General features: G+C 68.0%; 8 protein-coding genes. 5 read left to right on the plus strand and 3 right to left on the minus strand.

Annotated elements, in window-relative coordinates:
- Complete coding sequence (locus ABD116_RS31050; RefSeq protein WP_343978343.1) at positions 1–1,266, plus strand: hypothetical protein; 1,266 nt, start codon at positions 1–3, stop codon at positions 1,264–1,266.
- Between the two features lie 94 nt (positions 1,267–1,360).
- Positions 1,361–5,005: a S8 family peptidase gene (locus ABD116_RS31055; RefSeq protein ID WP_343978346.1), complete on the plus strand. Its 3,645-nt coding sequence runs from the start codon at positions 1,361–1,363 to the stop codon at positions 5,003–5,005.
- Between the two features lie 43 nt (positions 5,006–5,048).
- Here the strand turns inward: ABD116_RS31055 and ABD116_RS31060 are convergent, their stop codons facing one another.
- The gene (locus ABD116_RS31060) at positions 5,049–7,808 is read right to left on the minus strand and encodes a family 78 glycoside hydrolase catalytic domain (RefSeq protein ID WP_343978349.1); all 2,760 of its coding nucleotides are present in this window, start codon (positions 7,806–7,808) and stop codon (positions 5,049–5,051) included.
- Between the two features lie 245 nt (positions 7,809–8,053).
- Between ABD116_RS31060 and ABD116_RS31065 the strand changes: the two genes are divergently transcribed.
- Entirely contained in the window at positions 8,054–9,403 is a 1,350-nt protein-coding gene (locus ABD116_RS31065; protein WP_343978352.1) for a ferredoxin reductase family protein, read from the plus strand.
- 3 nt (positions 9,404–9,406) lie between these two features.
- Here the strand turns inward: ABD116_RS31065 and ABD116_RS31070 are convergent, their stop codons facing one another.
- Positions 9,407–10,075 (minus strand): potassium channel family protein, encoded by a 669-nt coding sequence (locus tag ABD116_RS31070; RefSeq protein ID WP_328323076.1) that lies wholly within the window; start codon positions 10,073–10,075, stop codon positions 9,407–9,409.
- Entirely contained in the window at positions 10,075–10,737 is a 663-nt protein-coding gene (locus ABD116_RS31075; RefSeq protein ID WP_343978357.1) for a potassium channel family protein, read from the minus strand. Before ABD116_RS31075 ends, ABD116_RS31070 begins: the two co-directional genes overlap by 1 nt.
- 96 nt (positions 10,738–10,833) lie before the next feature.
- Between ABD116_RS31075 and ABD116_RS31080 the strand changes: the two genes are divergently transcribed.
- Together ABD116_RS31080 and ABD116_RS31085 are read left to right on the plus strand one after the other, a co-directional pair.
- Positions 10,834–12,861: an APC family permease gene (locus ABD116_RS31080; RefSeq protein WP_343978360.1), complete on the plus strand. Its 2,028-nt coding sequence runs from the start codon at positions 10,834–10,836 to the stop codon at positions 12,859–12,861.
- Positions 12,858–14,027 (plus strand): class I SAM-dependent RNA methyltransferase, encoded by a 1,170-nt coding sequence (locus ABD116_RS31085; protein ID WP_343978363.1) that lies wholly within the window; start codon positions 12,858–12,860, stop codon positions 14,025–14,027. The genes ABD116_RS31080 and ABD116_RS31085 overlap by 4 nt, the downstream gene beginning before the upstream one ends.
- Positions 14,028–14,040: the final 13 nt, after the last annotated feature.

The raw sequence follows: 14,040 nt of genomic DNA on the forward strand, positions 1-14,040 counted from the left end.
GTGAGCCCGACTATCTGGATCGTCCTGGCAGTAGCCGGTATCGGCGTCGCCATCGGTCTCTACGCGATCATCCGCCGCCAGCGCTACGTGCGATCGCTCCGCGAGCGCGGCTGGACCTTCAACGGCAGCCCGACCTGGGATGCCGTGGCCCAGCTCGCTAACCCGCCGTTCGGACTGGGGTTCGTGCGCAAGCCCGACGACCAGATCACCGGCTCGACGAGCGGCGGCCGGCCGTTCCAGGTGATCGAGTACGGCTCCGAGCACTGGAAGGGCTGGGTCGGGATGGTCACCCTGTCCCGGCGCCTGCCCGAGCTGTGGATCATCGGCGGCCAAACGCAACTCCGGTACGGCGTCACCGCGACAAGCGTCCCGGCACCGCAGCAACTCGGTCCGGGGTGGAAGGTCGGCGCTCTCGACCAGGCGTTCGGCGCAGCCGTGATGACTCCGCAGCTCTGCGAGCGGCTGACCGTGATGGCCGCGAAGCAGCCCGGGCTGAACCTCAGCATCGACGGGGACCAACTCGTCGTACTGGATCCGCCGCGCAAGGACCCTGCTGTCCTCGCCGAGTGGCTTGACCAGCTCGCCGCGATCGCCGACGCGATCGACGCGACGCCGTTGGACCAATGGATCCAGCCGGCCCGGCCCTCGCGGTTGACCTTCTACCAACACCCCGAGTGGTACTGGGTCGGCGTCGACGACAGCCTGCTCGAGACCACTCGCGTGACCAGGTCCGGCCACAGCCACAGCACGTCCGACGTGATCCGCGGCCGCGACGGCAACGGCCCGCCGTTCGTCGCGTTCACGCACGAGTGGAAGACGACCCGCACCGAGTCCTACACCGACAGCGAAGGCCGCAGCCAGACCCGGCAGGTGACCGAGAACCACAGCGAGGCGGTCCTCGGCTTCCAGCTCCCGGTCCGGATGCCCGCGCTGTCGGTCGGCCGGAAGGGGTTCGGTCGCGGGATCAGCTTCGAGAGCGGCGCCTTCAACGAGAAGTTCAAGGTCACCGCGGACGACACCAAGTTCGCCTACGACGTGATCCACCCGCGCCAGATGGAGTACCTGATGGCCGGCCCGCCGGCGCCGTTCGAGGTCGACGGCGACTGGGTCTGGTTCAGCCCCGGCGAGCACAGCCACGAGGTGATCGAGCACTCGTCGGCGTTCCTGATCGGCTTCCTGACCCGCGTCCCACGCTTCGTCTGGCGCAACCTCGGCCTGCCCGACACCCCGTACCCGGCATTACTTTCCGGGGTGTCGCAAACGTGACACGGCTGATTGTGGCCAGCTGAATCGGTTAACCAGGGCGGAACTCCAGGCCTACGATCTGGCGACTCATTCGTAGACCCCCTGTGAGGCATTCGTGACTCCACGTCCTGGCCGCGGTCGAAGACTCTCGGTCCTGGCGGTGGCGCTGCTGGCAGCCGCCGCATCAGTGACCGGCGGGTACGCCGCTGCTGCACCACCCATCGCTCCATCCGGCTCGTACGCCGCCGAGGCCGGCCACGCTGAACAGTCCGTCACCTTGATCACTGGGGATCTGGTCAAGGTCAGCGTCGGCGCCGACGGCAAGAAGAGCTATCTCGTCACCGGCCCGGACGGCCGGCTCGTCGACAACGACGTCCGGGTCGACGGGAAGGACACCTACGTCTACCCGCGCTCCGCCGCGCGGTTCCTCGCGGCGAAGCTGCTCGACGAGGACCTGTTCAACGTCACCAAACTGCTGGCCGACGGGTACGACGACGGCCTGCCGTTGATCGTCACGTACACCGACGCCGCCGCGAAGGCCCGCACGCAGGCTGTCCCGGCAGGCGCGCGCAAGCAGAGCACGCTCAGCAGCATCCAGGGCGCCGCGCTCACGGTCGACCGCACCGGCGACTTCTGGCGGTCGCTGACTGGCGGCTCTGGCTCGAAGGGCCGGGTGGCGTTCGGGGCCGGCATCAAGAAGGTGTGGCTGGACGGCAAGTTGAAGGCCGACCTGGCCGACAGTACGGCGCAGATCGGCGCGCCCGAGGTCTGGCGCGGCGGCAACATCGGCGAGGGCGTCGATGTCGCAGTACTGGACACCGGCGTCGACCTGCAGCACCCCGACCTCGATGACCGGGTGACCGCGTCGACCAGCTTCGTGCCCGGCCTCGACGTCACCGACCGGCACGGCCACGGCACCCATGTCGCCTCCACGATCGCCGGCACTGGCGATGCGTCGGGCGGGGTCGAGCGCGGCGTCGCGCCGGGGGCCCGGCTGCACATCGGCAAGGTGCTCGACAACGAGGGCAGCGGCCAGGAGTCCTGGATCATCGCCGGGATGGAGTGGGCCGCGCGCGATCAGCACGCCAAGGTCGTCAGCATGAGCCTCGGCGGCGGGCCGACCGACGGTACCGATCCGATCAGCCAGTCGCTCAACGAGTTGTCCGCCGAGACCGGCGCGCTCTTCACTGTTGCCGCAGGCAACGCTGGTCCGGGGTACTACACCGCCAGCGCGCCGGGCATCGCGGAGGCCGCGCTGACCGTTGGCGCTGTCGACGGTGCCGACCAGCTCGCCGACTTCTCGAGCTGGGGTCCGCGCGTCGGTGATGGCGGGCTCAAGCCTGACATCACCGCGCCGGGCGTCGACATCCTCGCCGCGCGGTCGCAGTACTCGCCGGAAGGAAGCGGTTCGTACCAGCTGATGAGCGGTACTTCGATGGCGACGCCGCACGTCGCGGGCGCGGTCGCGCTGCTAGCCGCGCAGCACCCGGACTGGACCGGCCAGCAGCTCAAGGCCGCGATCGTCAGTACTGCGAAGCCGACCCCTGCCTACAACCCCTACCAGGGTGGCAACGGGCGGCTGGACATCGCTGCCACGAGCAAGGCGACCGTCTTCGCGACCTCGAGCGCGTACTCCGGCCACTTCGCCTGGCCGGTCGAGCCGGGCAAGGTCGTCGACAACGTGGTGACCTACACCAACACCGGTGACGCACCGGTCACCCTCGACCTCAGCACCAAGGTCGCGGACGCACCGGCCGGCCTGTTCGCGCTGTCGAGCCCGGCGGTGACTGTGCCCGCGCATGGGACGGCCACTGTCACGCTGACCGCCAAGGTCGACGTCGCGCCGGTTGACCGGCAACTGTCCGGCCAGCTGATCGCCAAGAAGTCCGACGGCACGCAGCTGGGCACGATGATCGGTATCGGCCGTGAAGGCGAGCGGTACGACCTGACTCTCGACGCCAAGGACCGCAGCGGTCGTCCGCTGGCCGGCGACGCCATCCTGATCGGTGGCACGAGCTATGGGCAGTTCGTCGTCGAGGAGGGCGGTGCGACGATCAGCCTGCCGCCTGGCGACTACACCACCTGGCTCACCACCGATGTCGAGGGTACGCACGGGCCGTCGTCGCGCGGACTCGCAGTACTGACTCTGCTCGACATCCACCTCGACAAGGACCGCACGGTGACCTACGACGCCCGCAAGGCGAAGCAGCTCACGGTGGCGGCTCCGCAGGCGACGACGCTCGGCGAAGTACGGGTGAACAACTACCGCGACTTCGGGCGCGACGTCTTCTCGGTGGGATCGTCGCGGTGGCCGGACGGGAGCTACGACAGCGTCTGGGAACTGCCGACGGGCAAGGCGAAGAGCGGGACCTTCACGACCGGCGCGCGGTGGCGGTTGGAGCAGCCTGCGCTGACGATGAGCTCGTCGAAGCAGACGTTCGACGACCTGCGGGTGCGCCGGGGCGATACGCCGCTGCCGAAGGGTAAGCACCAGCTCGACGCGGTGCTCGCCGATGCGAAGGACCAGCGTGGCAAGGCGGTCGTCGTACGAAACGACGGATCGCTGGAGGAACAGGCCGCAGCTGCCGCAGCGGCCGGCGCGAAGCTACTCGTCGTGGTCAACGACGGGGTGGGCAGGCCGGCGCCTTGGACCGACTCGATCTACTGGGTGCAGCCGGTGCCGCTGACGGTCGTGACGCTGACCCATGACGAGGGCGAGGCGCTGATCGCCGACGTCGAGAAGGGTCGGGGAAGTCTCACGGTGAACTCCAACCCGACGCAGGAGTACACGTACGACTTGTCGAAGTACTGGGATCACTTGCCCGCCGATCCGTCGTTCCGGGCGCGGACGGGCGATCTGGCCCGGCTCAACGTCTCGTACCGGAACTTCCGCCAGGGCACTGGGATCGAGAACCGGTTCGACATCTGGAACGTCGACTGGGAGTCGGCGATGAACACGACCGGGATGCCGCTCGTCGCCGAGCGCGCGGACTACGTGATGGCCGGCGAGCCCTACCAGGCGCAGGCGCAGATCATCCGCGAGGTGCAGCAGGCCGAGCCGGAGTGGACGTCGTACGCCGCCGGTAGCCGGACCGATGTGCAGTGGTTCGGACCGATCCAGCGGCCGCGGTTGAGCAAGGGGCTGTCGCCGGTCCGGCTGCAGGACGGGCTCGCGATGGTCGCGCCGGGCTGGAGCGACGGCGGCGGAAACCACACCGGTACCGCGTTCGGCAACTTCGACCTCACCCAGAAGCTGAGCCTGTACCAGGGGTCGACCCTGGTTGGTGAGGCCGACCGCGATCAGCTGACGGTGAGTGGCCTCAAGCCGGAGTCGCAGCCGTATCGGATGGTCGTCGACAACACGCGGGGGACCTACCCGAGCCCGTACTCGACGGCGACTCGGACGGAGTGGACGTTCGACTCCGCTTCGACCGCGGATGCTGCGCCGGTGTCGTTGATCCAGCTCGACTATGCGATCGACACGGATGTCGACGGCAAGGCCGGGCGGCATGACGACCTGACCATCTCGCCGAAGTGGTCGGTCAGCTCGACGGCCGCGGGGCTGCGTCAGCCTTCGCTCGACATCTCTTATGACGATGGCAAGACGTGGCAGAAGGCGGCGCTCCGTAGTACTGCTCAGGGCTGGACGACGCGGCTCGATGCGCCGCGGAGTGGCTTTGTCAGCCTGCGGGCGCATGCGGAGGACGGCAAGGGTGCCGCGGTCGATCAGACCATCACCCGGGCCTTCGGCCTGAAGTAGATGAAGCCGCTGCCGGGCGGAGTAGCAGCTCCGCCCGGCAGCATCACGTCTTGGTGCTGAAGGTCCAGTGGCCGGCGCCGACGGTGTGGGTGATGCCGCCGAGAACGACGGTCGCCGTGACGCCGGCCGGGATCGTGACGGCCAACCGGATCCCGGCGGCGGTCTGCGTCCAGCGCGAGGCGATCCTTCCGCTGACCGTCTCGAGCGAGGCCGAGACGGTCCCGAGTCGCGGCGGGATCTGCGGGGCGATGGTGACGGTCCGGTACCCGGGGGAGGAGGGCTTGATGCCGGCGAACTCGGTGTAGAGCGACGCATTGATCCCCGCGAACATCGCGTGGTCGTGCGTCTCCATCCCCGAGCTGTACAGCCATTGCTCCCACGAGGTCGTCGCCCCGTGCGCGATCTCGAAACCGAAGCTCGGATAGGTCCGCTGATCCAGGATCGTCATCGCCACGTCGATGCGCCCGATCTTCGCCAGCGCGTCGACCAGATACCGGGTGCCGAAGATGCCCGTGTCGAGATGACCTTTGTCCTTGCTGAGGATCGTCGCGACCAGTTGCTCCCCGACGGCCTTCACATTCGCAGCCGGCACCATACCGAACGCCAGCGGCAGCACGCTCGTCGTCTGCCGACCGCTCCCGTACGTCGTACCGTCCGCGCTGAGGAAGTGCTCGTTGAACGCCTGCCGGATGCTGTCGGCCAGCTCGGTGTAGTGGCTGACCTCCGTCGCCGTGCCGACCACCTGTGCGGCCTTCGCCACGTCGACGGCCTGTTGGTACGACAAGGCCGTGTTGACCAGCGAGACCTCGCTGAAGCAGTCGCCGGCTGACGGACTGCCCATGCCGTCGTTGGCCTCCGGCCCGTGGTCGGGCGGACACCAGTCGCCGAAGCCCTGATCCGCCGGCCAGATATGGCTGGGAACGTCGGTGGCGTTCCTGTCCACGAACGCCTTCATCTTCGGGTAGGTCTCCGCGAGGGTCGCACGATCGCCGTACTGCTCGTAGAGCGTCCAGGCCAGGCTGATCTGGCCGCCGGCCATGTCCGGGTACTGCGCTTTGGCCGCGTCACTCGGCAATGCCGTGCCTGGCGGCAGATCACGCAGGTACTTGGCGTAGAAGCTGTTCATCCCGAACTCGCGCACCGCCGCGTCGCGATACGCCTGCACGTCCATCGTCGGTGGGGTCCGCTCGTCGCGTACCGGGGTGTCGGTGGGCAGGCTCATCGAGTTGTTGAGGATGCTCCAGCGGTTGTTACGCCAGATCTGGTTGAGCAACTCGTTGTCGGAGTCGAACGAACCCGTCGACTCGACATCGGCGTGGACGACCCGGCCCTGGAGGGTGTCCAGCGTCGGCCGGCCCGGGTAGCCGGTCAGCTCGACGTACCGGAAGCCGTGGTAGGTGAAGCGAGGCTCGTACGTCTCAGGGCTCTGCCCGCTGAGGATGTAGGTGTCGGTCGCGGCCGCATTCCGGTTGGTGAAGGTGTCGAGCAGGCCGTCCTTGCCGAGCTCCTCGGCGGTCCGCAGCTTGATCGTGGTGCCCCTCGGACCTCGCACGGATGACAGCCGCGGCCAGCCGGCGATGTTCTGGCCGAGGTCGTAGATGTAGACGCCGGGCTTCGGCTGGGTGAGCTTGGCCGGCCGCAGTGTCTGCACCACGCGGATGGCCGGCATGGTGTTGGGGGAGAGGTTCGGGCTGGGAGCGGCGACGGCCTTGGTCGGCAGCCAGCGCGAGTCGTCGAAGCCCGGCTTGTCCCAGCCTGGTTGGTTCAGGCGGGCGTCGTACTTCTCGCCGCCGTAGATGTCGTTGCCGACGATCGCGCCGGTCGACCATTTCCAGCTGGGGTCGGAGGTGATCGCCTGATGGGTGCCGTCGGTATAGGTGACGTCGATCAGCACGATCGCCTGCTTCGGCCCGAGCCAACGGAAACCGTACGGGTTGTAGTTCGCGCCATAGCCGTTCCCGAGCCAGACTCCGACCGCGTTGGCCCCACGTCGCAGCGCGGCCGTCACGTCGTACGAGTCGTAGAGGTTTCGCTCGCCGTACTGCGAACTGGCGGGCGTCAGAACGTGGTCGCCGACCTTGTTGCCGTTGAGATGGAGCTCGTAGAAGCCGAGCCCGTAGACATCGGCGCGAGCGCTGGCGATCGGCTTGCCGAGCGCGAACTCGCGGCGCAGCATCGGCGCATCCGGCTCGCGCTGGATCAGCGTGGGATCACCGGTCGGCTCCAGTTGCCCGCCGGGCTCCGTGTCGTAGCTGTCCCGGTAGAGCTCGTCGCCGGCCAGGCTGTGGATCGCGAGGTTGTCGTACGCCGCGCGCTCCTGGACCCCGCCACTCGTCGAGGACCGGAAGCCCACCGTGCCTTTGCTGAGTGCGGTATCGGTGAGTTGGCTGACCTGGGTGCCGTCGATCCAGGTCGTGATGGTGGCGCCCTCGGCCCGGACCTTCAGGTGGTGTCGAGCACCGAGGTCGAACGGGCCGAGATCGATCTCGGCGAGCGTGCTGAACCGGCCGTCGACCTTGGCATGCGGCCGCAACAGCACCTTGCCCGGAGTAAGGGCCGCGTTGATCTGCCACAGGTAGAAACTGCCGGTGTCCTTCGCCCGGAAGACAACGCTCGCGGCCGCCGCCTCGATGGTGAAATCGACGTCGAGAACAAAATCGTCCCAGGTTTTGCTGTCGGCCGTGTCAGGGCTGATCCATTGAGCGCCTTGCCAGTCCGCTGCTGCTGCCTCAGCCATCGGCACCGGGCTCACCGCGACCAGTGCTGCCGCCAGCGCCACTGCGATCCATCGCCGAACCCTCATGGTTCTCCCGCCCCAGCCGAATGAAACGATTCATGGTGGGAAGACCGTAGACCGTCGCGGCCCTGATGTGAAATCGCTCGCGCGTCGATGGCCGGATCAGGCCAGTGGGAGTCGCCGGGGGCGAATCGGCGATCAGGAATCGGATTGTTAAACCCGTCGCAAGACTGCAAGCGGTCGATCTCGCAGCGTCGCCGCCGGGCGTAAGTTCCCTGTCACCGCCCCCACGGAAGCGATGGGAATCAGGAATGATCCATCGAAGAGCTGTCACCACGCACGTCCACGGACCGGCCGCGCGAGCCGGCTGGTTCCTGCTCTATCTCGAGGCACTTCTGGTGCCGCTCGTCCTCACCTGGCTGTCGCTCGGCCCGAAGGATCTGCCGGCCGGCGAGGCGGTCGCGCTGAGCCTCGGACTGGTCGCCTTCTCGGCCCTGGTGGTCGCGGTGATCCTGCCGGCCAGGGTCTCACCGCTGATCGCCGCGTTCGGGATCGAGACGATCCTCAGGATCCATCGCTCCATCGCCCGGGCCGCAACGATCCTGGTGCTGCTGCATCTGGTCGCGGTGCTGATCGAGGACCCACGGGGGTTCTCGATCTTCGACCTGGCGCACACGACCTGGGCCGCGCGCGCCGCGACCTGCTCGACGGCGGCCCTGCTGCTGATGGTCGTGCTCGCCCTCACCAGGGCGCGCCGCCAGCCACGGTACGAAGGCTGGCGGCTCGTCCACAACGCGCTGGCGTGGATCGTGCTGGTGACCGCGTGGCTGCATGTCTGGTGGTTGCGGCACCTGATGTCGATGCCGTTGCTGGCCGCCTGGTTCTTCGGTACCGGGCTGCTGGTGCTGGGCCTGACGGTACGCCGCTGGCTGTGGTTGCCCTTGCGTGCAAGGCGGCGCTCATACCTGCTGGAGGAGGTACGGCGGGAGCCCGGCGACGGCGTCACGCTGACGATCCGGGCGGATCGGCATCACGGCGTACCGTTCAACGCGGGCCAGTTCGCCTGGCTGAAGTTCGGCTCGACCGCCTTCGTCTTCGAGGAGCATCCGTTCAGCATCTCCTCGACGGCGGTCCGTCCGTACCGCAAGCAGTTCACGATCAAGGCGCTCGGCGACTTCACCGAGCTGCTCAGCGCGCTGCGCCCCGGCCGGCGGGTGTTCCTCGACGGCCCGTACGGCGGGTTCACGATCGAGGGGTACGACGGTTCGGCCGGCTTCATGATGATCGCGGCCGGTGTCGGCATCACCCCGATGCTGAGCATGTTGCGGACGCTGGCCGACCGGCGCGACCGCCGGCGCCATTGGCTGATCGTCGCGGCCCGGACGGCGGAGGAGATGATGCTCCGGCCGGAGATCGAGGACGTACGGCGGCGGCTCAACCTCAAGGTGGTCGAGGTGCTCAGCAAGCCGGGCCCGGACTGGACCGGCGAGGTCGGCCGGATCGGCGGCGAGCTACTGACCCGCCACCTGCCCCGCAACCCCGCCCACCTCAACTACTTCCTCTGCGGCCCGTCCCCGATGGTCCACTCGGTCAGCCACGAGCTGGCCGCCCGTGGCATACCCCTCCGCCGCATCCACACCGAACGCTTCGGTGCGGCCTGACAACTACTTGCGGTGGTGGGGGGAGAGCATGTCCTCGAGCTGTTCCTCGGTCTCGTCGGCCGCGACGAAGAGGAGCTCGTCGTTGAGTTCGAGGGTGCCTTCCGGGTCCGGACGCAGTACGCGGCCTTCGCGGATGATCGTCACCAGGGCGGTGTCGACCGGCCAGTCGATGTCGCCGACCCGCAGGCCGATCATCGGGGAGTCCTCGGGCAGCGTCAGCTCGACCAGGTTCGCGTCGCCCTGACGGAAGGTGAACAGGCGTACCAGGTCACCGACCGAGACCGCTTCCTCGACCAGCGCCGACATGATCCGCGGCGTCGACACCGAGACGTCGACGCCCCAGGCCTCGTTGAACATCCACTCGTTGCGCGGGTGGTTGACCCGGGCAACGGTCCGCGGTACGCCGAACTCGGTCTTGGCCAGCAGCGACACGACCAGATTGGTCTTGTCGTCGCCGGTGCTCGCGATCGCCACCTGGCACCGCTGCAGCGCGGCTTCCTCCAGCGAGGACAGCTCGCAGGCATCCGCGAGCAGCCACTCGGCCCGCGGCACGGACTCGGCCTTGATCGCCCGCGGGTCCTTGTCGATCAGCAGGACCTCGTGGCCGTTCTCCAGCAGCTCTGCCGCGATCGATCGTCCGACGTTGCCCGCGCCGGCGATGGCTACCCGCATCACAGCTCCTCAGGCTTGGTACCTAGTTGGGACTCGATGGCGGCGGCGTCCTTCTCCAGCATGACCACGTGCACCAGGTCGCCTTCCTGGATCACCGTGTCGGCCTTGGGCATGAAGCCCTCGCCGAGCCGGGTCAGGAACGCGACCTTCGCGCCGGTGGCCTTCTCGATGTCGGACGCGAGCCGGCCGACCCAGCCCGGGCTCACGTAGACCTCGGCCAGCCGGACGGTGCCGGACGGGTCGCGCCACTCGGGCTCCGAACCGCTCGGCAGCAACCGCCGGATCATCTGATCGACGGTCCACTTCACCGTGCCGACGGTGGGGATGCCCAGGCGCTGGTAGACCTCGGCCCGGCCGGGGTCGTAGATCCGGGCGACGACGTTGCCGACGCCGAAGTTCTCCCGGGCGACGCGCGCGGCCAGGATGTTGGAGTTGTCGCCGTTGGAGACCGCCGCGAACGCCTCGGCGTCCTCGATCCCGGCCTCGGTCAGCACCTCCCGGTCGAAGCCCATCCCGGTGACGGTCCGGCCGGAGAAGTTGGGGCTCAGCCGGCGGAAGGCGTCGGCGGACTGGTCGATGATGGCGACCGTATGACCGCGCTTCTCCAGCGTCCGGGCGAGCGTCGACCCGACGCGGCCGCAGCCCATGATGACGACGTGCACTCCGTGATCACTCCTTGCCCCACCTGGGGCCGCTGGCATCGGTCTCGGCAGGGATAGACGCTACACCGGACCGGTGCTGCCTCTAACATCACCGGTGTGACTCCCGCTCTAGGCGACATCGGCAAACGCATCCTCATCGGACGCAAGCTGCGCAGCGCGCAGCTCGGCGAGACGCTGCTCCCGAAGAAGATCGCGCTCCCCGTGTTCGCCAGTGACGCTCTGTCATCGGTCGCGTACGCGCCGGACGAGATCTTCCTGACCCTGTCCGTGGCCGGTCTGGCGGCCTACTCGTTCTCCTGGAAGATCGGCCTGCTGGTCGTCTTCGTGATGCTCGTCGTGGTCGCGTCGTACCGGCAGAACGTGCACGCCTACCCGTCCGGCGGTGGCGACTACGAGGTCGCGACGGTCAACGTCGGGCCGACCGCCGGGCTGACGGTGGCCAGCGCGCTGATGGTCGACTACGTGCTGACGGTGGCGGTGTCGATCTCGTCGGGTGTGCAGAACGCGAAGTCCGCGCTGCCGTTCCTGGCCGGCCACGAAACTCCGCTGGCCGTGACGCTGGTGCTGATCCTGACGGCGCTGAACCTGCGGGGAGTGCGCGAATCGGGCGCGCTGTTCGCGATCCCGACGTACATCTTCATGGCCTCGATCATCGGGATGGCGATCTGGGGCTTCATCCGGCTCAGCGCGGGTGACCTGCCGCTGGCCGACAGCGCCAAGTTCGACATCGCGCCCGAGGCGGGGCACGAGATCTTCGGTGGGCTGGCCGGCGCGTTCCTGCTGGCCCGGGCGTTCTCCTCGGGCTGTGCGGCGCTGACCGGGGTGGAGGCGATCAGCAACGGCGTACCGGCGTTCCGCAAGCCGAAGAGCAAGAACGCGGCGACCACGCTGCTGCTGCTCGGCACGATCGCCGTGACGATGCTGATGAGCATCTTGTTCCTGGCCAGCAAGATCAAGCTCCGCTACGCCGAGGACCCGGCGACCCAGCTGCTCCAGAACGGCCAGCCGGTCGGCGACAGCTACACCCAGAAGACGGTGATCGGCCAGATCGGCGACTCGGTCTTCTCCAACTTCTCGCCCGGTTTCTACCTGGTGATCGGCGCGACCATGCTGATCCTGGTGCTGGCCGCGAACACCGCGTTCAACGGCTTCCCGGTGCTGGCCTCGATCCTGGCCAAGGACGGGTACCTGCCCAAGCAGCTGCACACCCGCGGCGACCGGCTTGCCTACAGCAACGGCATCATCTTGCTGGCGCTGTGCGCGGTCGGCCTGATCATCGCCTTCAACGCCGAGGTGACCAAGCTGATCCAGCTCTACATCGTCGGGGTGTTCGTCTCCTTCACGCTCAGCCAGTTCGGCATGATCCGGCACTGGACCAGGCACCTGAAGACCGAGACGAACGGCGCCAAGCGGGCGCAGATGATGCGCTCGCGGGTGATCAACGCGATCGGCCTGACGATGACCGGGCTGGTCCTGGTGATCGTGCTGCTGACCAAGTTCACCCACGGCGCCTACATCGCGATCATCGCGATGGCCGTGCTGTTCCTGCTGATGAAGGGCATCCGCCGGCACTACGACACGGTCGGCCGCGAGATGGCCGTCGACGCCGACGACTCGCTGATGCTGCCGGCCCGGGTGCACTCGATCGTGCTCGTCTCCAAGCTGCACAAGCCGACCCTGCGGGCACTGGCCTTCGCCAAGGCGGCCCGGCCGTACATGCTCGAGGCAGTGACGGTCGATGTCGACCGGGACGAGTCGGAGCAGTTGCAGGCCGAGTGGGACGCGCGGGACATCCCGGTACCGCTCAAGCGGCTCGCGTCGCCGTACCGGGAGATCACTCGCCCCATCGTGCAGTACGTTCGGGATATCCGGCGGCAGTCGCCGCGGGACGTGGTCATGGTCTACATCCCCGAGTACGTGGTCGGGCACTGGTGGGAGCACATCCTGCACAACCAGAGCGCACTGCGGCTCAAGGGACGGCTCTTGTTCACACCTGGTGTGATGGTTACGTCCGTTCCGTACCAGCTGATCTCGTCCCAGGCGGCTGAGGAGCGGCAGGACCGTGAGGAACGCGTAGCCGGCCAAGTACGGCGCGGCGCGCGCAAGAGTTCAGGAGACCGGTGACGGAAGACCAGATCGTCGGGACGCTGCTGGAGCTGGAAGTGGGGCCAGTAGCTCACGGCGGGCACTGTGTCGCGCGCTACGAGGGCCAGGTGGTCTTCGTGCGGCACGCGCTACCAGGTGAGCTGGTGCACGCCCGTGTGACCGAGCAGACGACCAAATACCTCCGTGCGGACGCAGTACAGGTGCTGACGCCCTCACCGCAGCGGATCGAACCGCCCTGCCCGTACGCCGGGCCCGGCCGGTGCGGCGGCTGCGACTTCCAGCACGCCAACATCGTCGAGCAGCGGCGGCTGAAGGCGACCGTGGTGTCGGACACGCTGCGGCGGATCGGCGGGATCGAGCGCGCGATCGTGATGGAGTCGCCCGGTGACGACGGACTCGGGTGGCGGACCCGGATGCGGTACGCCGTGGTCGACGGCCGGCCTGGGATGCGTGCGCACCGGTCGCATGACCTGGTGATGATCGACAAGTGTCTGATCGCGCACCCCGGTACGCCCGACGTACTGCATGAGCAGTGGCCGGATGCCTCGTCGGTGAAGGCAGTGGTGTCGTCTGAGGGCAAGACGGCGGTACTGACCGACGACAACTCCGGTGGACGGGTAGTGGAGGTCGTGCGGAACCGCCGCTTCCGGGTGGAGGCCAATGGGTTCTGGCAGGCGCACCCGGCTGCTCCCGAGACGTTGGTGGACGCAGTACTGGCTGGGCTGGAGCCGCGGTCGGGTGAGACGGCACTGGATCTGTACTCCGGGGTTGGGCTGTTTGCTGCGTTCCTGGCTGAGGCGGGGTGCGCAGTACTGGCTGTGGAGGGCAGCAAGGACGCGGTGAAGAACGCGCGACGGAACCTGCATGACCTGCCGGCGGTGACGCTCGAGGCCGGGGATGTGGCCAAGGTGCTGAACAACGCGGCCGGGCAAGGGCTGGAGGCTGTTGACCTGGTCGTGCTCGACCCACCGCGGACTGGCGCCGGCAAGGACGTCGTACGGCGAATCGCGGCACTGTCGCCACGGCGGATCGCCTACGTGGCGTGTGACCCGGCGGCGCTGGCGCGGGACCTCAAGACGTTCGGGGGACTGGGGTACGGGGTGAGTTCGCTGCGGGCGTTCGACTTGTTCGGGATGACGCATCACATAGAGTGCGTGGCTGTGCTCGAACCGCGACCTGCTTAGGGTGGCTTTCTCG

Source organism: Kribbella koreensis (assembly GCF_039525325.1).
Lineage (GTDB): Bacteria > Actinomycetota > Actinomycetes > Propionibacteriales > Kribbellaceae > Kribbella > Kribbella koreensis.

Excerpts from the sequence above, each read along its gene's own strand:
- ABD116_RS31065 (WP_343978352.1), top strand. The coding sequence starts at position 8,054 with ATGATCCATCGAAGAGCTGTCACCACGCACGTCCACGGACCGGCCGCG.
- ABD116_RS31070 (WP_328323076.1), bottom strand. The coding sequence starts at position 10,075 with ATGCGGGTAGCCATCGCCGGCGCGGGCAACGTCGGACGATCGATCGCG.
- ABD116_RS31060 (WP_343978349.1), bottom strand. The coding sequence starts at position 7,808 with ATGAGGGTTCGGCGATGGATCGCAGTGGCGCTGGCGGCAGCACTGGTC.